This window comes from Streptomyces sp. NPDC048275 (assembly GCF_040652275.1).
Classification (GTDB): Bacteria; Actinomycetota; Actinomycetes; order Streptomycetales; family Streptomycetaceae; genus Streptomyces.
In genome coordinates, this window is the sequence record NZ_JBEZLR010000055.1 from 37,813 (window position 1) to 63,446 (window position 25,634).

Annotated in this window: 15 protein-coding genes and 4 pseudogenes; 4 read left to right on the forward strand and 15 right to left on the reverse strand. The window is 68.5% G+C overall.

The genetic code is table 11. The annotated features are described in order from the left end of the window. Nucleotides 1-210 precede the first annotated feature (210 nt). Nucleotides 211-1,449 carry a 3-phosphoshikimate 1-carboxyvinyltransferase gene (aroA, locus tag AB0D57_RS28360; RefSeq protein WP_362078880.1) on the reverse strand — a complete coding sequence of 413 codons (1,239 nt, stop codon included), beginning with the start codon at nt 1,447-1,449 and terminating at the stop codon, nt 211-213. A 4-nt stretch (nt 1,450-1,453) separates the two neighbouring features. Continuing rightward, nucleotides 1,454-1,639 (reverse strand): annotated as a pseudogene (locus tag AB0D57_RS28365) (EamA family transporter); the annotation flags it as partial. 336 nt (nt 1,640-1,975) lie between these two features. On the opposite strand from AB0D57_RS28365, the gene AB0D57_RS28370 reads away from it, so the two are divergent. Both AB0D57_RS28370 and AB0D57_RS28375 read left to right on the forward strand, forming a co-directional pair. Then, a complete protein-coding gene (locus tag AB0D57_RS28370; protein WP_362078883.1) occupies nt 1,976-3,811 on the forward strand; it encodes a glycoside hydrolase family 3 protein in 1,836 nt (611 codons plus the stop codon). A 165-nt stretch (nt 3,812-3,976) separates the two neighbouring features. After that, on the forward strand, nt 3,977-4,552 hold the full coding sequence (locus AB0D57_RS28375; RefSeq protein ID WP_362078886.1) for a hypothetical protein: 576 nt from the start codon (nt 3,977-3,979) through the stop codon (nt 4,550-4,552). 87 nt (nt 4,553-4,639) lie between these two features. On the opposite strand, the gene AB0D57_RS28380 is transcribed toward AB0D57_RS28375, so the two are convergent. The 6 genes from AB0D57_RS28380 to AB0D57_RS28405 form a co-directional block, all read right to left on the reverse strand. Next, entirely contained in the window at nt 4,640-6,079 is a 1,440-nt protein-coding gene (locus AB0D57_RS28380; RefSeq protein ID WP_362078889.1) for a S28 family serine protease, read from the reverse strand. Between the two features lie 97 nt (nt 6,080-6,176). Beyond that, nucleotides 6,177-6,566, reverse strand: a complete 390-nt coding sequence (locus AB0D57_RS28385) for a hypothetical protein (RefSeq protein WP_362078892.1) — start codon at nt 6,564-6,566, stop codon at nt 6,177-6,179. An 81-nt stretch (nt 6,567-6,647) separates the two neighbouring features. After that, entirely contained in the window at nt 6,648-10,379 is a 3,732-nt protein-coding gene (locus AB0D57_RS28390) for an ABC transporter ATP-binding protein (protein WP_362078895.1), read from the reverse strand. A gap of 119 nt (nt 10,380-10,498) precedes the next feature. After that, nucleotides 10,499-11,353 carry a serine hydrolase gene (locus AB0D57_RS28395; RefSeq protein ID WP_362078898.1) on the reverse strand — a complete coding sequence of 285 codons (855 nt, stop codon included), beginning with the start codon at nt 11,351-11,353 and terminating at the stop codon, nt 10,499-10,501. Between the two features lie 251 nt (nt 11,354-11,604). Next, nucleotides 11,605-11,940, reverse strand: a complete 336-nt coding sequence (locus AB0D57_RS28400; protein ID WP_362078901.1) for a hypothetical protein — start codon at nt 11,938-11,940, stop codon at nt 11,605-11,607. Further along, on the reverse strand, nt 11,937-12,260 hold the full coding sequence (locus AB0D57_RS28405) for a hypothetical protein (RefSeq protein WP_362078904.1): 324 nt from the start codon (nt 12,258-12,260) through the stop codon (nt 11,937-11,939). Before AB0D57_RS28405 ends, AB0D57_RS28400 begins: the two co-directional genes overlap by 4 nt. A gap of 341 nt (nt 12,261-12,601) precedes the next feature. Between AB0D57_RS28405 and AB0D57_RS28410 the strand changes: the two genes are divergently transcribed. Continuing rightward, nucleotides 12,602-14,233 carry an IS200/IS605 family accessory protein TnpB-related protein gene (locus AB0D57_RS28410; RefSeq protein ID WP_362078907.1) on the forward strand — a complete coding sequence of 544 codons (1,632 nt, stop codon included), beginning with the start codon at nt 12,602-12,604 and terminating at the stop codon, nt 14,231-14,233. A 44-nt stretch (nt 14,234-14,277) separates the two neighbouring features. Further along, a pseudogene (locus AB0D57_RS28415) lies at nt 14,278-14,805 on the forward strand (helix-turn-helix transcriptional regulator); the annotation flags it as partial. Between the two features lie 146 nt (nt 14,806-14,951). Here AB0D57_RS28415 and AB0D57_RS28420 read toward each other — a convergent pair. From AB0D57_RS28420 to AB0D57_RS28450, 7 genes and pseudogenes are all read right to left on the reverse strand, one after another. Continuing rightward, nucleotides 14,952-15,317: a hypothetical protein gene (locus AB0D57_RS28420; protein ID WP_362078910.1), complete on the reverse strand. Its 366-nt coding sequence runs from the start codon at nt 15,315-15,317 to the stop codon at nt 14,952-14,954. Nucleotides 15,318-15,867: 550 nt separating this feature from the next. Continuing rightward, nucleotides 15,868-16,083: pseudogene (locus tag AB0D57_RS28425) on the reverse strand (helix-turn-helix transcriptional regulator); the annotation flags it as partial. 35 nt (nt 16,084-16,118) lie between these two features. Continuing rightward, nucleotides 16,119-16,457 (reverse strand): helix-turn-helix transcriptional regulator, encoded by a 339-nt coding sequence (locus AB0D57_RS28430; RefSeq protein WP_362078913.1) that lies wholly within the window; start codon nt 16,455-16,457, stop codon nt 16,119-16,121. Beyond that, nucleotides 16,454-16,841 (reverse strand): annotated as a pseudogene (locus tag AB0D57_RS28435) (type II toxin-antitoxin system RelE/ParE family toxin). Before AB0D57_RS28435 ends, AB0D57_RS28430 begins: the two are co-directional and overlap by 4 nt. Before the next feature lie 772 nt (nt 16,842-17,613). Continuing rightward, on the reverse strand, nt 17,614-18,072 hold the full coding sequence (locus AB0D57_RS28440; protein WP_362078916.1) for a hypothetical protein: 459 nt from the start codon (nt 18,070-18,072) through the stop codon (nt 17,614-17,616). 34 nt (nt 18,073-18,106) lie between these two features. After that, a complete protein-coding gene (locus AB0D57_RS28445; RefSeq protein WP_362078923.1) occupies nt 18,107-24,949 on the reverse strand; it encodes a polymorphic toxin-type HINT domain-containing protein in 6,843 nt (2,280 codons plus the stop codon). 100 nt (nt 24,950-25,049) lie between these two features. Continuing rightward, nucleotides 25,050-25,409 carry a hypothetical protein gene (locus tag AB0D57_RS28450; protein ID WP_362078926.1) on the reverse strand — a complete coding sequence of 120 codons (360 nt, stop codon included), beginning with the start codon at nt 25,407-25,409 and terminating at the stop codon, nt 25,050-25,052. Nucleotides 25,410-25,634 lie beyond the last annotated feature (225 nt).

A 25,634-nucleotide genomic window follows, 5' to 3' on the forward strand; every position in this document is an offset into this window, starting at 1 on the left:
GCGAACTCCGCAGGCGAACGCGGAGACGCGGAAGTCCGGCGAAGTCTGCCGTACACCCCCGAGGCCGTCGAACGAAATTCCCGGCGCCGTCCGGGAGCCCTGGGGCGGCCCGCCGCCGACCGATCAGCCCTGCGGCTCCTGCGGTCCGGCCTCGCCCTCGACCTCGCGCGGACTCGTGCCCCCGTCGTGTCCCAACTGGACCCTGACCATTCAGGATCCGGCCCAGGCCCCGAACGCCTCGTGGAACCCGGGGAACGTCTTGCGTACGCACCCCGGGTCGTCGAACTCGATCCCCGGCACCCGCAGCGAGGTCACCGCGAAGGACATGACGACGCGGTGGTCGCCGTACGTCTTGATGTCCGCGCCGACGGGAGCGGCGCCCGGGTGGATCTCGATCCAGTCGGGGCCGGTCTCCACGCGTACGCCCAGCCTCCGGAGGTTCTCCGCGCAGGCGTCCAGACGGTCGCACTCCTTCACCCGTGTGTTGGCCACGTCCTCGATGCGGACCGGGCCGGAGGCGAACGGCGCGATCGCGGCCAGCGTCGGCATCGTGTCGGAGATGTCCCGCATGTTGACGGTGAGGCCGCGCAGTTCGCCGGTGCCCCTGACCGTCGTCCGGTCGGATGCGGTCTCCACGTGTGCGCCCATGCGCCCCAGTACGTCCACGAAGCCGAGGTCGCCCTGGAGCGCACCCTCGCCGAGTCCCTGGACCGTGACCTCGCGGCCGGTCAGCGCCGCCGCCGCGAAGAAGTAGCTCGCGGTGGAGGCGTCGGGCTCGATGGGGTAGGTGGTGGCGCGGTAGCCGCCGGGTTCGACGACGAAGACCTCGCCGCCCTCGCCCTCGCGGCGTACGGTCGCGCCGAACGCGCGCATCATCGCGAGCGTGATCTCGACGTACGGCGCCGAGACCAGGTCCGTGACGGTGATGCGCAGGCCCTTGCGGGTCAGCGGGCCGAGCAGCAGAAGCGCGGTCAGGTACTGGGAGGACTGGCCGGCGTCCAGCGTCACGTCCCCGCCCTCGACCCCCGCCGCCGCGATCCGCAGCGGGTGGTGCCCCTCCGCCTCCTCGTGCCGCAGGTCCACGCCGAGGTCGCGCAGGGCGCGGGTCAGCGGGGCCAGCGGGCGGCGGCGCATCTGCGCGGAGGCGTCGAAGCGGTAGGTGCCGTGTCCGGCGGCGGCGAGCGTCGGCAGGAAGCGGGCGGTGGTCGCGCCGTCCCGGCAGTACACGTCGGCGTCCGTGGCCGCCGGGCCCTGCGGCCGGCCGTCGACCTGCCAGGCGCGCGGCGTACGGCCGACCCGGTAGCCGAGCCGGGTCAGACCTTCCGCGAAACCCTCCGTGTCGTCGGACCGGAGCGGCCGTACGAGGGTGGTGACCCCGTCGGCCGCCGCCGCCAGGAAGAGGGCACGCGCGGTGATGGACTTGGAACCGGGGATGTCGACAACGGCCATGCCCTCATGCTGGCTCCCCGCCCCGGCCCGGCGCCGGAACGTCCGCCAAATGGACCCCATTCGGCGGTGTCAGCGACGTCAGCGCCACGCCTCCCACCAGCAGCGCCGCCGCTCTCCACCGCAGCGGGCCGATCGGTTCGCCGAGGAACAGGGCCGCCGATGACCTGCCGAAGACCGGGACCAGGAGGGAGGAAACCGGCTGAGCCGGTTTCACCACTCCCGCCCGACACACCCGTACCAACTTCACTGGACCTCCGAAATCCGGGGAACCCGGACCCCCGCCGGTTCGTCCAAAGCGCATGCTGCCGGAGAGTCTCCGCAGAGCGGTGTCGGCCTCGCTGCTGGCTGCGAACGCTGACCACCCTCTCCGCCGCCTGCGGCCGACAGCACGCCGTCACCGGCGCGCCCCCCTCCAACTGCGCCGGTGACGGCCCCTGCCCGGTTACTGTGCACACCCTTGACTGGAAGAAACTTCCCGGATATTCGTGGCTCCTCGGAAGTTTCCTTCACGAGGGAAGGAGCGCACGTGCGCGACTCCAGCACGGGAAGCACCGCACAGCCGTCCAGACGTACCGTTCTCGCCGCCACCGTGGGAAGCACCGCCGCGTTGGCCATCAGCACGACCGCCCCCGCCCGAGCGGCCGATGACCACCACGCCGAAGCGTCACTCCGCTCCCTCGTCTCCCGTATGACGCTGGAGGAGAAGGTCGGCCAGCTCTTCGTGATGCGGGTGTACGGCCACTCGGCCACCGCGCCCGACCAGGCCGACATCGACGCCAACCTCAGGGAGATCGGCGTCAGAACGGCCGCCGAGCTGATCGCCAAGTACCGGGTGGGCGGAATCATCTACTTCACCTGGGCGCACAACACCCGGGACCCCCACCAGATCGCCGCTCTCTCGAACGGCATCCAGCAGGCCTCCCTCGCCCAGCCGCGCGGGCTGCCTGTTCTCATTTCCACCGACCAGGAGCACGGGATCGTGGCCCGCGTGGGCAGGCCCGCGACGCTGTTCCCGGGCGCGATGGCGCTGGGGGCGGGAGGCTCACGGGAGGACGCCCGTACGGTGGGGCGCGTCGGCGGCGCCGAGTTGCGCGCGCTGGGCATCCGCCAGGACTACACCCCGGTCGCCGACGTGAACGTCAACCCGGCCAACCCCGTCATCGGCGTACGCTCCTTCGGCGCCGACCCGGACGCGGTGGCGGGGCTGGTGGCGGCCGAGGTGAAGGGGTATCAGGGCTCCGGTGTCGCCGCCACGGCCAAGCACTTCCCGGGGCACGGCGACACCGCCGTCGACAGCCACTTCGGGTTCCCGGTCATCACGCACAGCCGGGAGCTGTGGTCGGCCCTGGACGCCGTGCCCTTCCGGGCCGCCATCCGCGCCGGCATCGACTCGATCATGACCGCCCACATCATGGTCCCGGCACTCGACCCGGCCGGCGACCCGGCCACGCTCTCCCACCCGATCCTCACCGGCATCCTGCGCGAGGAGCTCGGCTACGACGGGGTCGTGGTCACGGACTCGCTCCAGATGGAGGGCGTACGGACGAAGTACGGCGACGACCGCGTCCCCGTCCTGGCCCTGAAGGCCGGGGTCGACCAGCTCCTCAACCCACCTTCCCTGGACGTGGCATGGAACGCCGTCCTGAACGCGGTGCGCGGCGGCGAGCTGACCGAGGCCCGCCTCGACGAGTCGATCCTGCGCGTCCTGCGGCTGAAGGCGAAGCTCGGGCTGCTGCGCGACCCCTACGTCACCGACGGCGGCGTCGACCGCGCGGTGGGCGTCGCGGCACATCTGAGGGCGGCCGACCGGATCGCCGAGCGTACGACCACCCTGCTCCTCAACCAGCGGGGCCTGCTCCCTCTTTCGCGGCGTTCACAGGTGAACGTCCTCGTCCTGGGTGCCGACCCCGCCTCCCCGTCCGGCACCGACGGGCCGCCCACCACGGTCCTCGCGAGGACCCTCACCGAGCTGGGCTTCGCGGCGACGGCGCTGTCCACCGGGACGGCCCCCACCCAGGCGGCCATCGACAGGGCGGTGGCGGCGGCCAAGGGCAAGGACGCCGTGATCGTCGGGACGTACAACGTGACGGCGACCGGTTCACAGAAGAACCTCGTCGAACAGCTCGTCGCGACCGGCGTCCCGGTCGTCGCGATCGCACTGCGCAACCCCTACGACGTGGCCCACCTCCCCTCAGTGGACGCCTGCTTGGCCACGTACTCCTGGACGGACGTCGAACTGCGCGCCGCCGCACGGGTGATCGCGGGCAAGGTGAAGCCCCGCGGCAGGCTTCCGGTTGCGGTGCAGCGGGCGGACGAACCGGCGCAGGTGCTGTATCCGATCGGGTACGGATTGACGTATTAGTCCTACGTCGCACACCCGGCGCAACACCCCCAAGTAGCGCAAAGCACCCCGCATGTCTGGCGTGTGCCCGTCGCGACGGGTCACGCTGGACCGGGGTATCGGGGGGAAGCCATGCGAGCCAACTCGTTGGGTCGGCGTTCCGTTGGGGTGGTGTGCGCGCTGCTGATGGCCACGATCGCGGGATGCGACCGCTGGTCCGGCGGCTCGGGGGGCGCCGGACCCGGCGCCACGCCGGCGTCGACACAACCCTCGGGGTACGGGGCGGTGTTCCTCGCGATCGACGAGTGCAGCTCCTTCGGCACGACCAGTTTCACGGAAGTGCTCTGCAGCAGCGAACGGGCCGCCGCGCGCGTCATCGCCCGCTACGACGGCAAGGTGGTCGACGGGCCACTGTGCCCGGCGACCACGGACTTCGTCCTGCACATCAGCGAGACCAGGCCCGCCTCGGACGAGAACGGCGACGGCGTGATCCCGCAGGGCTACGCCTGCATGCGCAAACTCGAGCGCCCGCACCCCGGCGATCCGGGCGGCGGCGGAGGCCCCCGTACGATCGTCGGCGACTGCGTCTACAGCTCGGGCAGCGGCCAGGTCCGCGAGACCGCCTGCGACGGCCAGGGGAAGATGCCCCCGGAGTACAAGGTGACGTCGGCGGTCGTCGAGCGGGCCGAATGCCCCGCGTCCACCGAGTTGTACGTACAGCTGGGCGGAGGCAAACCGGTGGGCTGCGCCCGGCCGGTGTGACGACGCCGGTACGGCGGACAAGAGGTCCTGTCCACCGCACCGGCGAGCGACCATGACGGCGCGTGGTCCGGCGGCGCCGAACCCGCGTTACGGGCGCAGCGACAGTTCGCGGTCCGCCTCGTGGCGGTCCAGCTTCGCGTCGAACTTCGCGAGCGGCTTGGCCGCCGACGGGTTCGACTGGACCGTCGCCGAGGCGACGCCCGCCCACTCCAGGATGCGGGCCGTGGCGAGGGCCTTCTCGTCGGCGACGAGGCCGCCGACGTTGGCGCCGTGGTTCAGGCCGGGGGCCGTGAGGACGTACGAGTCACGCGCGCCCTTGCCGAGGCGGAAACGCTCCGCGCCCCACGGGTCGTTCTGGCCGTAGACGAAGAGCATGTGGTCGGCGTGGTGGCGGACCCAGGAGTCCACGTCCCGCATGGCCGACGGCTGGAACTTCATCGGGATGGAGCGCGGCACGAAGTTCCGCGGCGGCTGGTAGCCGTAGCGGATCAGCTTCTTCTCGATGTGCGGGAAGCCGATCGTGGGCGCGCCGAGCTGTGTGCCCGCCTGGTAGTAGTACGGCGCGTACGGCTCCAGGCCCTGGTCCGTGTAGAAGGAGAACCCGGAGATGGTGTCGATGGAGGTCCAGATCTCCTCGTCCGTGGCGTTCGCCGCGTCCGCGGGGATCGTGTCGCAGTCGGCCAGCAGGCTGTACTGCCAGAAGCCCCACACGTAGTCGAGGACGACCGCCTCGTAGGCCTTGTCGAGACTGCCGACCGTCGTGAACGTGAAGCCGTTCTCGGCCGCGAGCGCCTCGTATCTCTTCTCCAGCGGCTCCCGGCGCACCAGCGCCTCGCGCTGTACGGCGTTCAGCCGGTCGCGGCACTCCTTGGTGCCGACGGTGGCGAAGAAGCGGTCGTACGCCGAGTCCTCGTTGTTCACCACGTCGTTGGGGGCGACGTAGGCGACGACGCCGTCCATGTCTCGCGGGTAGAAACGCTCGTAGTACGTGGCGGTCATGCCGCCCTTGGAGCCGCCCGTGGAGATCCACTTCTGACGGTAGAGCGGCTTGAGGGCCTTGAAGATGCGGTGCTGGTCGCTGGCCGCCTGCCAGATGTCGAGCTTCGTCCAGTCGGCCGGGTCGGGCCGGGACGGGGTGAAGAAGCGGTACTCCATCGACACCTGGTTGCCGTCCACGATCTGGGTCGGCTCACGGCGGCTGGGAGTCGTCGACACGTTGTAGCCGCCGGTGTAGAAGACCGTCGGGCGCGAGGTGTCCTTGTGCAGCACGGTGATGCGCTGCTGGAACGTGCCCTTGGACGGGTGCCGGTGGTCGATCGGCTGGGTGTAGTTGAGGACGAAGTAGCGGTAGCCGGTGTACGGCTTCTCCTGGATCAGGCTCATCCCCGGTATCGCGAGGAGCCGGTCCTTTATGTCCGTGGTGGTCGTGCCGGTGGCCTCCGGCTGGGCGGCGGTGGCCGCCCCGGCCGTGCTCAACGTGCCTATGAGCACCGTGAGCGCCAGCAGCCATCTGAGCGCCTTGCGCATGCACCCTCCCCTGTGAAACAGATGTGCGCTGGAAGCTATCGGAGCAACTCACAGGCGCACCAGGGGAGATGGGGAAAACCCTCGATGGGAGGGCGACTCAGCAGAGGATCCAGCCCGAGCTCACCGAGCCCGAGCCGACCGAGCCCTTGACGCGGACACAGCGATGGCCGGCGTGAACGGTCACCGGGCCCGCGTGATGCCTGAAGCTGCCCTCGTCGACCACCGGCCGGTTGCCGCGCGCCTGCACGCTGACGGACATCGCCCTCGCATAGGGCTTCTGCGTCTTGGGGAGGGTCACGGCGCAGACATAGCCGCCACGCTTGTAGACCTGGACCGAGCCGGTCGAGAAGGACAGCGTACGGACCTTGCGTCCCGAGCAGTACGAGCCGGCCGCCGCGGTGCCCGGGTTCAGCATCGCGAGCAGTCCGGATGCGGTCAGCACGGCCAGGCCGAGCGCCAGGCGCCGACGTATCGCACCACGGTCCACTGTCGTCCCTCCCCGCTCATAGGCGTACTGGTGTACGGACGCAGAACCTACGTCGGATGGTTCCGTTCCCCCGCGGGAGGCTCAGACGGAGGAGCCGACCGGCTCCTCCGGCTCGGACGCTCCCACGAACGTCCGCCACAGCTCCGCGTACTGTCCGTCCAGTTGAAGCAGCTCGTCGTGCGTGCCGTCCTCCGCGACCCGGCCGTGGGCCATCACCACGACGCGGTCCGCACGGGCGGCCGTGGTCAGTCGGTGGGCGACCACCAGCGTCGTACGGCGGCCTGCCAGCCGGTCGGTCGCCTGGTTGACCAGAGCCTCCGTGGCCAGGTCGAGCGCGGCGGTGGCCTCGTCGAGCAGCAGGACGTCCGGGTCCACGAGTTCGGCGCGGGCCAGCGCGATCAGCTGGCGCTGCCCGGCGGAGAGGTTGCGGCCGCGCTCGGCGACCTCGTGGAGGTAGCCGCCGTCGAGCGTGGCGATCATGTCGTGCGCGCCGACCGCGCGGGACGCGGCCTCCACCTCGGCGTCGGTCGCGTCGGGACGGCCGTAGGCGATGGCGTCACGGACCGTGCCCTGGAAGAGGTACGCCTCCTGGGGCACGACACCGAGCCGGTGCCGGTACGAGGTGATGTCGAGGGCGCGCAGATCGGTGCCGTCCACGGTCACCCGCCCGCCGGTCGGGTCGTAGAAACGGGCGACCAGCTTCACCAGCGTCGACTTGCCCGCGCCGGTCTCGCCGACGAAGGCGACGGTCTGCCCGGCGGGGATGCTCAGACGGACCCCGCTGAGCGCCTCCTCGTCGTCGCCGTATGCGAAGTCGACGTCCTCGAAGGCGATGTCGCCGCGCAGCGCGGGCACGTCGAGCGGCTTGTCGGCGGTCTTCGTCGACGTCGGCTCCTGGAGCAGTTCCTGGATCCGGCCGAGCGAGACCGTCGCCTGCTGGTAGCCGTCGAAGACCTGTGAAAGCTGCTGCACGGGGGCGAAGAACAGGTCGATGTAGAGGAGGTAGGCGACGAGCGCACCGGTCGTGAGCGTCCCGGCGTCCACCCGGTGCGCGCCGACGATCAGCACCGCGGCCGCCGCGACCGACGACAGCAACTGGACGAAGGGGAAGTAGACGGAGATCAGCCACTGCCCGCGGACACGCGCCCTGCGGTAGCTGTCGCTGCCCTCCGCGAACCGCTTCCAGCCCGAGCTCTCGCGCCGGAACGCCTGCAGGATCAACAGCCCGGAAACCGACTCCTGAAGGTCGGCGTTGACCACGGACACCCGCTCACGGGCGAGTTCGTACGCCTTCACACTCGCCCGGCGGAAGAAGAACGTGCCGACGATCAGCACCGGCAGCGTCACGAAGACGACCAGCGCCAGCTGTACGTCGATCACCAGCAGCGCGGCCATGATGCCGAAGAAGGTGACGACGGAGACGAAGGCGGTGACCAGGCCGGTCTGCAGGAAGGTCGACAACGCGTCGACGTCGGTCGTCATCCGGGTCATGATCCGACCCGTCAACTCACGTTCGTAGTAGTCGAGTCCGAGCCGCTGCAGCTGCGCGAAGATCTTCAGCCGGAGCGAGTACAGGACCCGCTCCCCGGTCCGTCCCGTCATCCGCGTCTCGCCGATCTGCGCCGCCCACTGGACGAGCACGGTGACGAGCGCGAGCGCGGCCGCGACCCACACCGCGCCGAGGGCCACCTGGGAGACACCCTGGTCGATGCCGTGCCGGATCAGCACGGGCAGCAGCAGGCCCATACCGGCGTCGACGCCGACCAGGCCGAGGCTGACCAGGAGGGGGAGCCCGAAGCCCCGCAGCAGCCTGCGCAGTCCGTACGAGTCCTCGGACGTGACCGCGCGTGCCTCGTCGACACCCGGGGTGTCGGTGGCCGGGGGCAGCGCCTCGACCTGGGCGAGGAGCTCAGGTGTGGCGGGCGTTCCTTCCAGTGCCGTGTCCCGGCGCTCGCGGTCACCCGTCCACAGATGCGAGGTGATCCCTCGCTCGGCGTCGAACTCGGCGTCCAGTTCGTCCCGTACGGAGGTGTCCTCCGCCGGCGCGGCGGGCTGGGCGTGTCCCGGAGAGACTCCGCCGAGCCCGTCCGGGTCCGTGAGCAGCCGCCGGTAGAGCGGGGACCGCTGCTGGAGTTCCTCGTGGGTGCCCAGGTCGGCGAGCCGGCCGCCGTCGAGCACGGCGATGCGGTCGGCGAGGTTGAGCGTGGAGCGGCGGTGCGCGATCAGGAGGGTCGTCCGGCCCTCCATGACCTGTTTCAGCGCCTCGTGGATCTCGTGCTCGACGCGGGCGTCCACGGCGGAGGTGGCGTCGTCCAGGACGAGCAGGCGCGGGTCGGTGAGGATGGCGCGGGCGAGGGCGACGCGCTGGCGCTGGCCGCCGGAGAGGGTGAGCCCGTGCTCGCCGACCTTGGTGTCGTAGCCGTCGGGCAGTTCGGCGATGAAACGCTCCGCCTGCGCGGCCCGGGCGGCCTCCTCGATCTGTTCGTCGGTGGCGTCCGGGCGGCCGTAGGCGATGTTGGCGCGCACGGTGTCGGAGAAGAGGAAGGAGTCCTCGGGTACCAGCCCGATCGCGGCCCGCAGCGACTCCTGGGTCAGCTCGCGCACATCGTGGCCGCCGATGAGGACGGCGCCGTGCGTCACGTCGTAGAAGCGGGGCATCAGCAACGAGATCGTGGACTTGCCGGAGCCGGACGAGCCGACGACGGCGAGGGTCTCGCCCGGTCCGATCTCGAAGCTCAGCCCGTCCAGGACCGGCCGCCCCTCCTCGTATCCGAACGACACGTCGTCGAACTCGACGGTCGCGGGCGCCTCGGCCGGAAGGGTCTTCGTCCCGTCCTGGATCGACGGCTCGGTGTCGATGAGTTCGAGTACGCGCTCGGCACCGGCGCGGGCCTGCTGCCCGACGGTGAGGACCACGGCGAGCATCCGCACGGGCCCGACGAGCTGGGAGAGGTACGAGGAGAACGCCACGAACGTACCGAGCGTGACCTGCCCGCGCACCGCGAGCCAGCCGCCCAGCGCCAGCATCGCGACCTGACCGAGGGCGGGCACGGCCTGGAGGGCCGGGGTGTACTTGCTATTGAGCCGGATCGTGCGCAGCCGCCCCGCGAAGAGCCGCCGCCCGACCTCCCTGAGCTTCCCGGTCTCCTGCTCCTCCTGTCCGAAGCCCTTCACCACGCGTACGCCGCTGATGGCGCCGTCCACCACGCCCGCGACGGCGGCGGCCTGGGCCTGCGCGTACCAGGTCGCGGGGTGCAGCTTGGCGCGGCTGCGCTTGGCGATGAACCAGAGGGCGGGGGCGACGGCGAGCGCGACCAGGGTGAGCGGCAGCGAGAGCCAGGCCATGATCCCGAGGGAGATCAGGAAGAGGAGGAGGTTCCCGATGGTCATCGGGAGCATGAACAGCAGGCTCTGAATCAGCTGGAGGTCGCTGGTGGCGCGGCCGACGACCTGGCCGGTGGACAACTCGTCCTGGCGCCGCCCGTCGAGCCGGGTGATGGTGCCGTACATCTCGGTCCGCAGGTCGTGCTGGACGTCGAGGGCGAGACGGCCGCCGTAGTAGCGGCGGATGTAGGTGAGGACGTAGACGACGACGGCAGCTCCGATGAGCGCGCCCGCCCAGGGGGCCATGCTGCGGCTGTGGTCCCCGACCACGTCGTCGATGATCACCTTCGTGATCAGCGGGACGACCGCCATGACGGCCATGCCGGCCAGCGAGGAACCGAGCGCGAGCAGCACGTCCTTCGGATACCGCCACGCGTACCCGGCGAGCCGCCGTGCCCAGCCGCCCTTCTCGCCCTGCTGCGCTGCCACGCCGGTGCCTTCCGTAGATCTCACTCCGCCGGAAGACACCAACGCTCAGACAAGCGGATTTCATCCCTCCGCAATAAACGGCAGACGTGCGCGCAGGGAGTTCAGGGAGCGCAAGGGCGTCAGCTCGCGGCGAGGTCCTTGTGGATGACCTTGGCGACGCCCTGGATCGTGTTGATGCCGTAGTTCATGGTGCTGTTGCCGTGGGTGAGCACGGTGATCATGTAGTCGTGGCCGCCGCCCTTGAAGGTGCCGACACTGTGCACACGCCAGCCGTGTGTGGACCGCGACAGCCAGCCGTTCTTGACGTGTACGGAGACGCCGGAGGGCACCCCGGCCGGCGTGCCCCAGCACTGCGAGGAGATGACCTTGCCCATCAGCTTGAGGATGTACGCGCGGGAGTTGTCGCTCAGTACCGAGTTCTTGGCGGTGATGAGCCGGAGCAGCTTCTGCTCGTCACGGACGGTGATCTGGGTGAGACCCCAGTAACCATTGGCTCCCGGCTTGGTCTGCGTCATCCCGGCGGCGGTGAGGAAACCCTTCACCTTGGTCACGCCGAGTTGCTTCCACAGCGTGCTGGTGGAGGCGTTGTCCGACTTGGTGATCATGGCCGTGGCGAGGCTCTGCTCGCGGCTGGTCAGATACCGGTTGTGCTTCTTGGCATCCCACAGCAGCGTGGCCAGAACGGTGACCTTGACGACGCTGGCGGAGTCGTAGGCCGTACTGCCGCGCAGACTGCAGCTCGTTTTCGTCGTACGGTCGTACAGGCCGACGGCGACCGTGCCCTTGCGGCTCGTGAGCGCCGCGGTGATGTCCTTCTGCAGCTTGGCGGCCAGGCCCGCCTTGCTCGACGTACAGCTGACCGTGGGCGTCGTGGCCGCGGCGGCGGGCGCGGCGGCGGCCACCAACGGCACGATCACCCCGGCACCGAGGCCCGCCGCGAGCACCCGGGCACGCCGAGATGTTCGGTGAGTCATGGAGGCTTCCCATCCCCTTGAGCGATACGAATGCGCCAGGACGCACTCGCCTCTCATGACTCGCCAGAATGGCCGAAAGTTGTACGTTCGTTCACAGAAAGAGGGGCAGGTCACAGAGTGACCTGCCCCTCACCGCGGACGGACCGGCATCCAGTCGAAGCTCGCCGTTGGGCATGAAGGCGACGACGACGGCCTCCCGGCATGCGAGGTGATCTCCACCCCGACTCCGAACCGCGATGCGCGGGGCCGGATCAGGGTCCTGACTCACGGCCGTCGGTATCGTCCGGGTCGTCGTAGGCGGGCGCGGGAAGGCGGGCGCCCCGGCTCTCCGCGATGCGGTGGACGTCGCACAGCGCCTCGGCCATGCGGGCCACCAGGAAGCGGAGTTGCGCAGAGGTCACGTTGCTGTCGTCGAGCATGTCGGCGGCATGGTCGAGAAGTTCGGCGGACATACCGAGCTGCACGCTCTCGATGGTGTCGGCGACGCGGGAGAGGTAGCCGGTGCCGTCGCCGACGAGGTAACACGGCTTGCCCTCCGGGCCTGACCACGGGAGCAGGCGCGCCGTCTCTGCCCAACTGCCGATCACGCCGTCACCTCCACGCCGTGGATCAGGCGCGGCCCGATGTCGACGCCGTGCACGGCGAGCCACAGGGCCCGTCGCCGGGCCCGCTGCCGCCGTGCCTCCTCGCGTCGCTCATGGGCGACGAGATAGGGGCGGACCATCGCATTGTCCTCACCCCGTAAGGGGCGGGACCCGGCGCGACGGGCAGTCCGCCCATAGACGTACGAGGAGGTCGGGCGCCGACGCGCGGGAGCGGTGGCGGTGACCGTGCGGCGACGGCGTCCCGACCCGGGTAGCAGAAGCCGCAGCAGCAGCTCGAAGAGGCAGGCGATACGGTGACTCATGTCGTCAACTCCGTGGGTTTTGTTGATGGCCACGCCCCCGGACCGGTCGCTCGGTCGCGGGGGTATCGCGTTGTGTAGCGATCCACACACAGAGTGAGACGGGTCGGGCTAGGCTCGCCAGGGGGTCTGGAGCTGCTGCCGCTGAAGTGTGCTCAAGAGTGTTCTGGTGAGCAGGAGCGAGCCCCGATGGTCTGTGTCGTGCCGCGAATGGCGGCCATGGCATCGATCCTTCAGGAGGGAACTGATGTCCTCGTATCGAATGCGTGGCCTTTGCGGGTGGTGCTCGTTGGATGTGGCGACGGGGATCTGATCTTCAGGTGGAGCCGGGCGGGGGTGAACAGGTGGGTGGGCTGAGGGAAGTGGCGGAGCCGTTCGTCGTGTCCGGTCCGACCGGTGTGGCGGTTCGTACCCGGGTCAAGCACCTGACACCCGAGGACGAGAAGATGCTGCGCCTGGTCGGCGTGCATCTGGGCGGTCTCGCCTCGAAGGACCTCAAGACGCGCTGCCAGGACGGCCTGGAACACTCCGCCGACACCTGGGCGGCACGTAAGCGCGATCTGACCCCGGCCTCGTCGTCGCGGTGGGCCGGGACGATCACCAAGGCGTCGCACGACCAGTGGGCGCTGGCTCGCCGCTGCCAGCTCACGCACATCCAGAACCTGGAAGCGGGCATGAGGGCCATCGAGCACCGGCTGTCCCTGCCCGTCGGGCAGAAGGGCTCCAGGCGGGCGCCCGGGGGCTACCGGTCCCAGCAGGAGTGGCACGCCAAGGCTCGTCGTCTGCACGTGCTGGAGGACCGGCTGGCCGCCGCGCGGGCCGACCGCGCAGCCGGGCTCGTGCACGTCGTGCGCGGCGGCAAGCGCCTGGCCCGCACCCGGCACCACCTGGACGCCGCCCGGCTCACCGAGCCGCAGTGGCGCCGACGCTGGGAGGCCGAGCGCTGGTTCCTCGCCGCCGATGGCGAGTCCGGGAAGCGGCACGGCAACGAGACGATCCGGGTCAGCCCCGAGGGCGAGGTGAGCATCAAGCTGCCCACACCGCTCAGGCATCTGGCGAACACCCCGCACGGCCGGTACGTGCTCGCCTGCCGTGTCACGTTTCCCCACCGGGGACAGGAGTGGGCCGACCGCCTCGCAGCCAACCGGGCCGTGGCCTACCGCATCCACCTGGACGTAGGCCGGGACCGCTGGTACCTGACCGCCTCCTGGCAGATCCCGCCCACCCCCACCATCCCCCTGGCCGCCGCGCTCGCCGACGGCGTGATCGGTGTCGACATGAACGCCGACCACCTCGCGGCCTGGCGTCTCGATGTCCACGGCAACCCGACCGGTACCCCGCGCCGCTTCTTCTACGACCTGTCCGGCACCGCGCAGCATCGCGACGCCCAGGTCCGCCACGCCCTCACCCGGCTGCTGCACTGGGCCCGGGCCTGTGGCGTGAAGGCCATCGCCATCGAGGACCTGGACTTCACCGCGGAGAAGACCCGCGAGAAACACGGACGCAAGAAGCGGTTCCGCCGGCTCATCTCCGGCATGCCCACCGGCAGGCTCCGCGCCCGGCTGACCTCGATGGCCGACCACACCGGCATCGCGATCATCGGAGTGGACCCGGCCTACACCAGCCGCTGGGGCGCCGAGCACTGGCAAAAGCCCCTCACCAGCAACACCCGCAAGACGACCCGCCACGACGCGGCTGCCGTGGCGATCGGAAGGCGCGCTCAGGGATATCCGATCCGGCGACGGACGGCACCGCCCCCTGCTCACCGGAGCGATGAGCAGGGGCATCGGACCGTCCAGGCCCGACCGGGCATCCCCGGGCGTGAGGGACCCCGCCCCCGCATTCCCGGACCACGGACACGATCCGTGCGCACCGGATGCGGAGTGAAAGCGGGGGACCAGTGTGCCCAACACCGTTCGGGGCACGCGGCTGAGCACGGGCCCTGGCAACAGGACTCACTCCCGCTCAGTCTTTAGGAACGGTGGAGTGTGACCAGGCATTTGTCGCAAGGGAGTTGGCCATGAGCAGCACGTACGGCGACTGGCTGAAGCAGCAGCGCGAGACGGCGGGGCTGACGCAGCAGCAGTTGGCCGATTCGGCGATCATGACCCGCTCGCACATCGCGCACATCGAGGCGGGCCGTCGCATCCCTTCCAAAGAGGACGCGCGCCGACTCGACAAGGCCCTGAACACGGGGAACGTGTTGAGCAGCTTCCTGCCGCAAAGCGACCTTCCAGTCGCTGATCACTTTGAGGCAGCGCGACACCTTGAGCAACAGGCGACAATGATCCGCGAGTTCGCACTCTCGTACGTACCTGGCATCCTTCAGACGCAAAGGTATGCACGTGCGGTTCTGAGCGTCGGCTTCCCGCCTTTGACCGATAAGGAACGTGACAGAGCCGTTGTCACACGGCTTGAGCGGTCAAAGATTCTTGACGCCCCGGCGACACCCGTGGTGTGGGCACTGTTGGACGAGGCTGTGTTGCGTCGCCCGGTCGGCGATCCGGATTCCTCATCCATCATTTCCCTCGTCTTCGGAAAGTCTGATCTCGTCAGATAATGCCTGGTGGAGTTGCTCAAAGAATTCGGCAAGATGGGGTTCCAGGTTTGCCATTTCCCTATCCGCCCGCGGCCCCATCGGAACAAGTCTGATGGGGCCGCTCAGGTTTCGTACGTCAGCACTCACCTACGCACTCAAGCAGACGACCGGCCCGGGTCCGATCCACCGCTAACGAAGGATGCGATGTCACCGAGTGCATCTTCCGCCTGCCCGCCCAGTACGGGATCGTCGAGCAACTCCTCAAGCCGATGGATCACATCGATACCCACCGCTTGATGAATTCTCGCCATGTGCCCCATGCAGGTCACGGCCAGGGCTCTGATCTGAGGATCAACTTCGAGAGAAAGACAGTTGAGCAGAACAGCCTCAACCCGCTCACGGTCCGGATCGTCATACGTCAGCGCCAGTAGCGCCCTGATGGATAGCCCGATGTCCGAACCATCAAGGTCAGACATCATGGCTGCCCGCCAGTTTTCCAGCTCGAGTTGCTCTCGATTCATCACGGGACCTTGATCAGCCCTGCCTTGATTCCCTTGCGCAGCACGGACTACGCCTTCGCCATGCCGGGATCACTACCCATGTCTGTTCGCACATGCCCATGAAAGATCTCATTGGTTCCGCCAGGCACAGTGCAGCCGCAGGGGACCTCGACTGTCCGGTCAAGGATCACAGCATCCCCGTTAGACGGATCGATTCCCACTTGTCGCGGAGATGTGGGCTTGATCTGCACGGAGTTGTCCAGTGCCCCTTGTCCGTCCTGAGGCTCAGCACTGTTTTCGCCACGCGAACTACCCCGCGCCTCGGACCCGTGCTTTCCACCCGCCTCATATTTCTTCTCACCGCAATTTATACACAAGGACCGGAATGGCCCCCGCCAGCACATAGTACGTGTGCGGGCGGGGTCTCCGTCAGCTGCAACTTCGCTGGCCAGGCCCCGATTTGACAGCCGTTCCACGTCCGTGCATGTGCACTGAAGTCCGCCGGTACGCCGTCACTACTGCCGTCGATGGTCTGGACCACTCAGGGAATTCTCGGGATTTGAGATCCACGTCAAGCGGCCTCGTCGTGCGGAGTGAGACTGATGCTCAAGTCAGCTCCAAGGGCACGGGCCAGGCGGCGCAGCATCGGAAGGGTCGGCACCGTTCCGCCGGCTTCGAAGCGGGAGATCTGCGGCTGTTTCATCCCGCACCGCTCAGCCAGCTCGGCCTGGGACAGCCCGAGCTCGGTGCGCCGGTCGTGGACGAGTCTGCCCAGCTCGCGGGCGAGTGCTGTGGAGGCGTCATGCATGGCTCCTCCCGGGTTCAGGCGGCCGGGGTGACGATGGTGACAGTGGGCTCACCCCCAGGGGCGAGGTGCATGTCGACGGTGAGGTCCAAGGCCCGGGCCAGGCGCATGATGACAGCGATGGGCGGCAGTTCGGTGGCGGTCTCGATGCCTTCGATCTCGTCGGTGGTGGTGTGCAGGCGCTCGGCCAGGTCGGCCTCGCTCAGACCGAGTTGCTTGCGCCGGTCGTAGACGGCTTTGCCCAGCGTCATGGCCAGGCTGGCTTCTTCGTAGACGCGGTCATACTCGGGGTCGGCGTCGAGGTGTTCACCGACCAGCTGGCGGTGGCGGCGGGTCCTCCATTCGCTGTGGTTCATCGGTTCTCCTTGAGGTCGCGGCTGTAGAGGTCGTGTTCGGCGGCTGCCTGGTGCTCGGCTTCGCACAGCCGTTGAGCGGCGTGCGCGCGGTCTACTTCGGCCTGCTCGCGCATCTTGGTCTTGCGGAACACGGTGAGCAGTACGACGCGACGGTCGGGTGCGAGCCAGTAGGTAATGCGCTGGTGAGCATCGCCGAGGCGGAAGCGCAGCTCGCGGAGCTTGCCGCCCAGGTGGCGGGAGTGCGGTTCGTCGAGCGTGGTGGGCTGCTCGGCAAGCAGGTCGGCGACGCGTTCGGCCTGCTTGTAGTGAGTGATGTGCGGGAATGTTTTCCCGCCACAGCCGCACCTCCGGCTCGACCTCGACCGAGTACCGTTCACCGTCCATAGCACCGATGCTATATGGCACGGGGTGCGAGAGCGCGACTTCGTAGCTCAGGTCGTGTGCCGTCGCCGCGACCGCAGCAACTCCAGCGTCGCACACCCCAATACTCCCCCTTCATCCCCGACAGGCACCCGCCCACAAGGGGTGCCCCACCACGCCGCGACCCGCGACCACTCACCACGACGAAGCCGCACCCGCACTCGGCCCCACTGCCCCTCGGAGGGAGGGCCGGGGTCTGGGGCAGAGCCCCAGGGTGGTTCGCTGTACGGCTGTTGCGCGCCCGGACCGGCGGGGCCGACGGCAAGCGGGGCGGAGACAGGAGCGGGCGGCGGCCCCGCAGGGCCGGAGTGTGCGCGGCCCGCGACAGCGGGCCGCCTTGATCGAGTAAAGAAACTCTGAACAACTTCGCTACACCGCTGCTCGCCATGCCTCTGCGGCTGCGCGCCCCCGGCAAGACGCAGTGCGCTGTCGGGCCTCGACGACGCGGACGGATCCGCCACGGTGTGCGGCATCCGTCCGCTGACGTTGACGTCAACTACTGCCTCAGACGCTCAAGAAGCCCTGCCGAGCACAAGCTCACCAGGGCTTCCATTCGCTAACCGATACCCGAACGAGTCGACATCCGAGTCAACTGTCGTGGACGGCTGGTGATTCCTGCCCATCGTCGGGCTACCTCCACCGCCTGTGCGACACACCCGTCCTCCGACGTTGCCAGCAGCATTCCAGAAGCCCGCCGGGTCGCGACAAGGCTTCTGGAATGCAACGGAGCCTGAGGCTAGATCTTTACCTTCATCGACTCAACGAATGCGTTCTTGCGCCCTTCATAAAAATCGATGATCCGCTGCTCGATATGCCCTTGCTCCCAAACCGCATCCCTTTCAAGCCCTACACATTCCTGCGGGTCGATAGACCGAGCGCCCCCTACCGAGTCCACCAGTTCGCAATCTTGAGGATTGACGGCGTTCTGCCGAAAGAACCTTGGGATCTCGGGGAGTGCGGCTAGCTCCACCTTTCGCAGAATCTCCCCCCATGCTCCCGATGAGTAGGACTTCTTGTGTACGGCGATCACGAACAGCGGATCTTCAGATGGGTCACCAGCGTCCCCATTCACACCAAGCGCCCCATCCGAATAGAAGGCCACGTACGGACGCGTTTGCATCATGACCGCGTAGGCACACCGATCACCAGGCAATGGAATTTGAAGGACACCGCCGGGCGTAAAGCGGACAGTCACGGAAACCCACCTCTTCCTGATGTCACTACATTACTCATCCTGGCGACCCGAACCTTCGCGTCGCCGCATCTAGGAATACACCTAGCAACGGATTATCTGCCGCTACACCTCGGATGGCATTCCCCGAAGTTCCACCGTCACTCTTGGAACCACCAAAGTGATCGATCAGCTGCTGCTCACGACCTCGCATCGCCTGATACGCCGGATCGCTGTGGCGCTGCTCGATGGGCAGCGTGGCATCAACATGCTTGTCGAGAACAGCGGGACCGAATCCCTTCTCAGTCATGTGGTGATCGCTATCACGTGCTGCCACGATCTGCTGAGGCGTTCCTACCCCACGTGATCGCCCCGTGTAGACCTGGCCCGTGGAGGGGTTGGTCTTCGTGTAAGTCACGTAGGTGACGTTGCAGTTGTGTACAAGAACCGGCGCGGCCCCCGCCAGCACATAGTACGTATGGATGTCCGCAACGGTCAGGTTGTGGACGGTACGCGACTCGGTCCGGTGCCCAACCGCGGTGATGCGTACCAGGGTTCCGGAGCCCGTCTTCAGCCACTGGCCCGGCTTCAGGTCCTTGGCATCAATCCACTTGCCCAGCTCCGGTACCCAGAAGGGATGACCATCCGTTGCCGTGACGGTGGCAGTGGCGGCGCCACGGTCCCCGTCGGTGTCGACGGTGACCTCGACCAGGTGCTTGATGCCCTTGCCCTTGATCTCGGCGGTCACCGTCTTGGCACCGGTCTCACCGGTCTCGGGATCCGTGGCCAGGACCTCGTCGCCGAGGTCGATCTCCTCGATGGGCTTGGTGGAGCCGTCGGCCATCAGCACCAGGGTGCCGGGCGTGAAGCTGTTGTCCACCTTGCACGAGGAGCCTGCGGCGGGAGCGTCGGAGTCCTTGCCACCTCCACTGTCGGACTTCTTGTCCGCGCCGTCGTTCTTCTTGCCGCCGGAGTCGCCCTTCTTGGCCTGGGGCGCCTCCTTGGCCTTGGCCGGCGGCGCGGGCTTGGGAGCCGGTTTGGGCTTGGGAGTGGACGGCGGAGTGACCTTGTCGGCAGTCGCAGCCGCGTCCTTGGTCTTGTCGGCCGCCTTGACCGTGTCCGTCGTAGTGTCGATGGCGTCGACGGCCTTGTTGACGTACCTGGCGCCCTTCGCCGCGGACGCGCCGTAGCCCGCGATCGGGATCGCCGATGCGTAGGACAGGCCCGCGTCGATGTAGTTGCCCTCGGCCGTGTACCAGAGGCCGTTGACCAGGTCGGCGGGCTCACCAAAGCCGGGCACCAGCCCCGCGACGTCGAGGGCGCCATGGCCGATCGGGCTGATCCAGGACTCGCCCCAGTACAGGCCGGTCGGGTCCGGGAAGACCAGCGGGTTGTTGCGGCCGTAGGCGTAGGCGTTGAGGTGCTGCGGATCGGAGACGTCCAGCATCGGGTCGACGGACACGAAGCGGCCGGTAGCCGGGTCGTACTCCCGCGCGCCGAGATGGATCAGGCCCGTCGTCGCGTCGGCGGTACCGCCGACGAAGGCCTTGTCGCCGGGCCAGACGCCGACGGCCGGCTTGGTGCCGCGGACCTCGCCGAAGGGGAGGGTGCGGCGTTGGGTGATCGCCGAGTCGGCGGCCTTGATCGCGAGTTCGGCGGTGCCGTTCTGGCCGCCGACCAACCAGGTCACCCCGGCTGCGGTGCGGACGGCAATCTGGGACCCGCCGTGGGAGTAGTAGCGGGTGCCGGCCAAAGTGTTCTTCGCGGTGTCGAGCCGGATCTCCTGGGTGCCCAGGTACAACGTCACCGCGCCCTTCTCCTTGCGGAGGAGACGACTGCCCTCGGCGTCGTAGACGAAGCCGGTCTTGTTGGCCTCGTCCAAGGCGCCCGCGACATACGGGGTGACGGCGGCCAAGTGGCCCTCGTCGTCCCAGGCCAGCTTCTGGTCGACCGCCGGTGACAGGTCGGTCGCCGCCTTGGTACGCCGAGTGGTGTTCCCCGTCTCGTCGTATTCGAAGGTCTGTGCCGCCGTGACGTCCTTGGCGGAGGTGACCGTCCGCACCTCGGCGGACTTCAGCGCGTGGGAGTGCGGATTGCCCGTGCCATTGGGGGCGTAGGTGGTCGTCTGAGTGATGGCCGCCGTACCCGTGGCGCCCGTCGCATGGCGGACCTCGCTGGTGCGGTTGCCCGCCGCGTCGTACTCATAGGAGTGCCAGTACGGAGCCGGGCCGCCGACAGTGGCCACACCCGCGCTCGCCGCGCAGGCGGTGGCGGTCTGGGTCCAGGCCGAGGTCAGTCGGCGCAGGTAGTCGTACGTGAAGCACTGGACGTCCGCGGTCTTGCCCTCGGGCGCGTCCGCGATCTTCTGGATGTTGCCGGAGGCGTCGTACCCGTAGGTGATGTCCGAGTCGGGAGTCGCGACGATCTCCCGGTCGATACGGGCGCGCTCCAGGCGCCGGGTGCCCTCCTCGTAGGTGTTGGTGAGCCAGGTGTACTTGTCGGCGCTGGCGGTGCCGAGAGTGAGCTGGAGGACCTCGCCGTAGTTGGAGTAGCGGGTCTCGCGGGCGTAGTCGGTCTTGTCGCCCAGAGTGAAGGACGGCAGGCCGGTGGCGGTGTAACCCGTGGTGATGGTCTCCGCCGGGAGGTCACCGGCCGCCGGGAGGCCGACGTCGTCGACCGACCCGTCCGGCTTGTAGGAGGCCGTGGTGGAGTAAGTACCGGCCAGTTTCCCCTCGGACGCGGGGATCGTCACCGAGCTCTTCGTCGGGCGGCCCGCCGCGTCATACGCGTCGACCGACGATGTGTAGCCGTTGGCACCGACCCACTTGGTGGCCGAGACCGGACGGCCCTTGCCGTTGGGGACGGTGGCGCTGTCGTACTCCCACGTCGTCAGCTTGGTCCCGCCGTTGTAAAGGGAGCGCTGCCGGCCGAGCTTGTCGTAGGAGTAAGTGAGCGTGATCTTACGGTCGTTGCTAACCGTCTCGAGCTGGTCAAGATCGTTGTACGTCATGTCCGTCGTGCCCGCGTCCGGGTCGACCGCCTTGAGCTGACGGCCGCGCACGTCGTACTCGTACGACCAGACGTTCCCGACCGCGTCCTTCACCTCGGACAGGCGGCCCGCCTTGTCGTAGGCGTACGCGGTGGTGTCCGCGTCGCCGGTGGGCGAGGATGCCTTGAACTGGAGGACCTTGGTGGTCTGGCCCTGAGCGTTGGTGTACGAGGCCGTCGGGGTCTCGCCGGCAGGCGGGTCCACGGTCGTGTAGTCACCGTGATAGGCCGCCTTGGTGCGCCACTTCTCGGTGCCCGCCACGCGGAAGATCTCGTCCGTCGGACGCCCCGCCGCGTCGTACACCGTCTCCGTCTCACGCGGTGTGCCCTCGGAGGCGTCCACCACGTTCACGAACGTGGTGCTCACGGCCGCCGAGTTGTAGAACGGGCCGATCTCCTTCGTCGCCAGGCCGCGCGTGTCGTACTCGGTCGTCGAGATGACCCTGCCCGTGTTCGCCGCCGGCGCCTGGGTCTGGCGGGGGCGGAGAAGGCCGTCGCTGAGCTGGTGGCTGGTGGCCACCGAGCCGTTGGGGAGCAGGGACTTGGTGGTGGTGACCACCGGGCCGTTGTTGCGGACCAGGTAGGCGTATTCGAGGCTCGGGGTCTCGGTGGCCTTGGCGCGGCCCGGGAGCCAGACTTTGAGGAGGCGGCCCAGGGCGTCGTACTCCAGGTCGGTGCGCTGGTTGTTGGCGTCGACCGTGGCGGTGACCAGGCCCCAACGGCGGTCGACCGTCGACGTGGTGCTGTTGCCGGCCGGGTCCACCACCTTCATGCCGGTGACCGGGCCGCCGGTGGTGGGGACGTACGTGGTCTTGGTCGCGTTGCTCTGCTGGTCGGCGGATTCCGTCACGCGGCCGTGGACGTCGTACTTGGCCGTCGATGTCGTGACGTACTGGGGGGTTCCGTCGGCCGCGTATCCCTTGACCTTCTCGCTGCGCACGACGTCACCCTTGGTGGGGGTCACGCCGTACGTGTCCGGGTCGTCGTACCAGGTGCGGACGTCCGAGATCGCCTCGTCCTTGTACGAAGTGGGCGCGCCGCCATCGCAGTTGACGGGGACGACAGTGACCCGCTTGAGCAGGGTCAGGAGATTCGCACCGGTGTTGCGGTTGTACGTGTTGGTGGTGCAGGTGTCGTCGTCCGGGTCGGCGAGGTCGCCGGAGTCGGAGGAGCGTTCCAGCATGCCGTACGCGTCGTAGAAGTGCTCGATGGAGGCGCGGCGGAACATGCCGTCGTCCAGCGCTGTGCGGGTCGCCGTCGACTTGGTAGCCGCGAAGGACGCCTCGTCGCTGCCCTCCGTCGCCGTGGCCGCCGACTTCCAGGGGGTGTTGACGGTTCCGGTGATCTCCGCGCTGCCGTTGAAGGTGCGCTGCTCCAGCTGGAATCCCTGGTGGCGGTCGTCGTCGCGGACCTTGGTGCCGTCGGTGGCGGTGACCGTCACCGGCTTGGTGCCGCCGGACTCCTTCTCCCGGTCGCCGTCCATGCCCTGGAGGTAGGTGGTCTCCGTGCGCAGCTGCTTGCTGGCGGAGTCACCGGTCTTCATGGTGACGGTGCGGAAGCCGCGCCACTGGCTCCAGGTCTTCTTCTTGGTCTTGACGAGCTCGCTGTCGTCGAAGTGCCAGGCGGCACCGCTGTAGTCGTAGGAGGTCGTCTTGTTGGGGCCGGTGATCGTGACCTCGTCCTCGACCACCGAGTCGACGACGAACTTGTGGAACCAGTCCTCCTTTTCCCCGACCGTGCCCTCCTTGGACCAGAAGGAAGGCATGCACCGCTTGGTGTTGGTCTCGGGGGTGGGGAGGTTCGAGGGTGTGCACTCGGTGGGCTTGTAGTTGACCGAGATCGTGCCGCCGGTCTCCGACTGGATTGCCCGGATGCGCCACTTGTACATGGGGAGACGGTCGTCGGCGCCCGTGTCGACGCGGTTGGCGTCCTGCCGTTCGAAGAAGGTCAGCTTCGGAAGCTTGTTCGCGCCGTCCTTGCCCGAGTGGGTGATGGACTCCAGCCAGAGCGCCGGGGAATGGGTGGTGTCGGCGCTCTGGTACTTGTGCGCCAGGTCCCACACGTCGACGTCCGAGTACGTCTTGCCGTCGGATCCGAGGACCTGCGTGCTGACCTTCGACAGGCGCTTACGGGTGAAGAAGGTCGGCGACCACTGGTCCTTGCACTCGGTGTCGCTGGTGCAGATCTGCTCGAAGGGCACGTCCGGCCAGCGGGTGGCGGTGGACTCCTTCAGATCGCCGGGCTCACAGTCGGCGGCGACGCCGGTGCAGCGCTCGGCGGTGGTGAAGACGACCTGCGCGGGCGCGGCGGTGGTGTTCTCCTTGCCCTCCCGCTCGCCGTACTCGATCCGCTTGAGGTAGCCGCCGCGCTCGTACGACTGCACTTTGTCGCCGCGCACCGAGTCGTACTTGTTGGTCTCGGCGGTGTAGTAGTACGTCATCGAGTTGCCGTGGACGTCCACGACGTAGTCCAGGTTCCAGCGCCAGGCCTGCTTGCAGCCGGAGTCCTTGAAGGCGTCGGCGTGGCAGGGCTCGTCCTTGTCGTCGCCGAAGACCGGGACCTCCCAGGTCGACCCGGTGTTCTCGGTGTCGGCGGCCTCGGACTCGCGCTTGCCCTTGCCGAAGTGGTACTGGGTGCCGTCGGTGGTGGTGACGACCCAGTACTCCTTGTCGTTGTCGGAGTTGAAGCCGTCGTGCCTGCGCTCGATACGCGTGCCGTCGTCCTGCTTGAGCCGGAATTCATTGGCGGACTTCTTGACCAGCTCACCGGCCCGGCCGCCGAAGTTCATGGTGGCGTTGTCGGAGTGCCAGCACTGGTCGTACTTCTGCGCGCCGGCCTCGTCGTGGCCGTCGTCGGTGCAGGAGCGGTACGAGCGCTCGATGTAGCCGGCGCTGAGGTCGAAGCCCTCGCCGATCCAGGAGTTCTGGTTGTTGCTGGACGCGGTACGGCCGTCGGTGGAGCCGGAGTTGTAGCCCAGGCCGAGTTGCGGGGAGGGCCCGGCCACGGCGGGCGGCACTCGCAGCGGGTACTGCCAGGTGAAGCTGCCGGTCTGGCCGGCCACCTGCCAGGATGCGGACGGTGCGAGCGAGGTCGCCGCGTACGAACCGGAGCCGCCGGCGGGCGCGGCGGAGACCGCGAGCAGGGGGGCCTTGCCTGCGGGCAGCGCGGCCACGTCGGCGGTGAGCTTCCGGGCGCGTACGTCGTTGTCGGTGTTCAGCGGGGTGACGGTCTGGCACTTGGCGGCCTTGGGCGTGGTCAGCGCACACGCGGGCAGCGCGACCAGCCGCAGCCGCTGGGCCCAGTCGCCGCCGTAGGCCTGGGCGAAGGACGCGTAGTCGACCTCCACAGAGACCTTGCCGTTGGTCACGGCGGTCCGGTCGTCGGCGCGGGTCACCTTGAGGAGCAGGCCGTCGATCCCGGCCTTCAGTGCGGCGGTGTGACTGAGCACCTCGACCTTGGCGCGCGCCGGTACGGCTTCCTGGACGGACCGGGACGAGGTCTTGGGGCGGCCGACACCTACCGGGAGGGAGCCCGCTTTCTTGGCCGAGGCAGCGGTACGGGCCCGGGCGCCGGGCAGCGCCACGGTGGCGCTGCCCGGCTTCGGCCAGGCGGCCTTGGGACTCGGCGACCTTCCGTAGCCGGTCAGGTGCTTGAGCGGGGTGGTCTGGCCGTCCGCCTCCACCACCGGGGTGGAGGCGACGTCCTGGGTCTTGGGGCGCCGCTGCTCCCGGGCGTCGTCGTCGGCACCGAGTGCGGGGGTGCCCTGAAGCAGGGTCAGTGTCAGGGCTGCAGTCGCCGTCGTGGCGACGGCTTTTGCCCAGCGGTGGGCGTGATGTCTTCTGGATGCGCGCACGCGCGCTCCCCTCCCGTGTGATGTGGATCCCGTGTGACGTGGATCCCGTGACGTGGATCCTGTGTGACGTGGATCCTGTGTGAAGTGGACAGCGCCCTGGTCAGGGGCGCTGACGATCAGCTGTTCGCGAGGGCAGCGGGGTGGGCCAGCGCAGAGTGAAGGACTTGCCGTCCTCACCGAGGGTGACCAGATCGGACGAGCCGCCCGCTGCAAAGGCCAGGCCGACCGCGGCGGCCTTGGGGCCGACGGTGCCGTCGGGGCGGCGTTCGACGGTGGCGTCGGCCGACCGCCAACTGCCGTCGGCGCTCTGCACCCGCTGGGGTTGTGCGCTGGTTTCGCTGGTGAGCGTGCCGTCCGGATTGGCGAAGACAAGTTCGTCCTCGGTGCGCTGCTGAAGGATCTCCACCCGCTCGCCGGTGGCGGCGGTCCGGGCGAACGCGGCCGTTTCGGCCTCAGTCACAGCAGGTGTGTTTTCCGTGCCGGCCGGTGCGGTGTCGGTCGCGATGGCGACGACCGGTGTTCCGCCGAGTATGACGGCGGTGCCGAGCAGGACGCCTAGTGTCCGGGCAGCACGATGCCGCCGGAACCAAGGGGTTGGGAACTGCTGTCGGTGTACTGAGCAGGAGTGACTTCTGGTGAGTGTGGGTGAGCGTCGGGGCTGGATGTGGTTGTCCGTTGTGTGCCG

What these genes read in the sequence shown, in the direction of transcription:
- aroA (WP_362078880.1), bottom strand. Translation starts at nt 1,449, where the DNA reads ATGGCCGTTGTCGACATCCCCGGTTCCAAGTCCATCACCGCGCGTGCC.
- AB0D57_RS28375 (WP_362078886.1), top strand. Translation starts at nt 3,977, where the DNA reads ATGGCCACGATCGCGGGATGCGACCGCTGGTCCGGCGGCTCGGGGGGC.
- AB0D57_RS28380 (WP_362078889.1), bottom strand. Translation starts at nt 6,079, where the DNA reads ATGCGCAAGGCGCTCAGATGGCTGCTGGCGCTCACGGTGCTCATAGGC.
- AB0D57_RS28395 (WP_362078898.1), bottom strand. Translation starts at nt 11,353, where the DNA reads ATGACTCACCGAACATCTCGGCGTGCCCGGGTGCTCGCGGCGGGCCTC.
- AB0D57_RS28405 (WP_362078904.1), bottom strand. Translation starts at nt 12,260, where the DNA reads ATGAGTCACCGTATCGCCTGCCTCTTCGAGCTGCTGCTGCGGCTTCTG.
- AB0D57_RS28420 (WP_362078910.1), bottom strand. Translation starts at nt 15,317, where the DNA reads ATGAATCGAGAGCAACTCGAGCTGGAAAACTGGCGGGCAGCCATGATG.
- AB0D57_RS28430 (WP_362078913.1), bottom strand. Translation starts at nt 16,457, where the DNA reads ATGAACCACAGCGAATGGAGGACCCGCCGCCACCGCCAGCTGGTCGGT.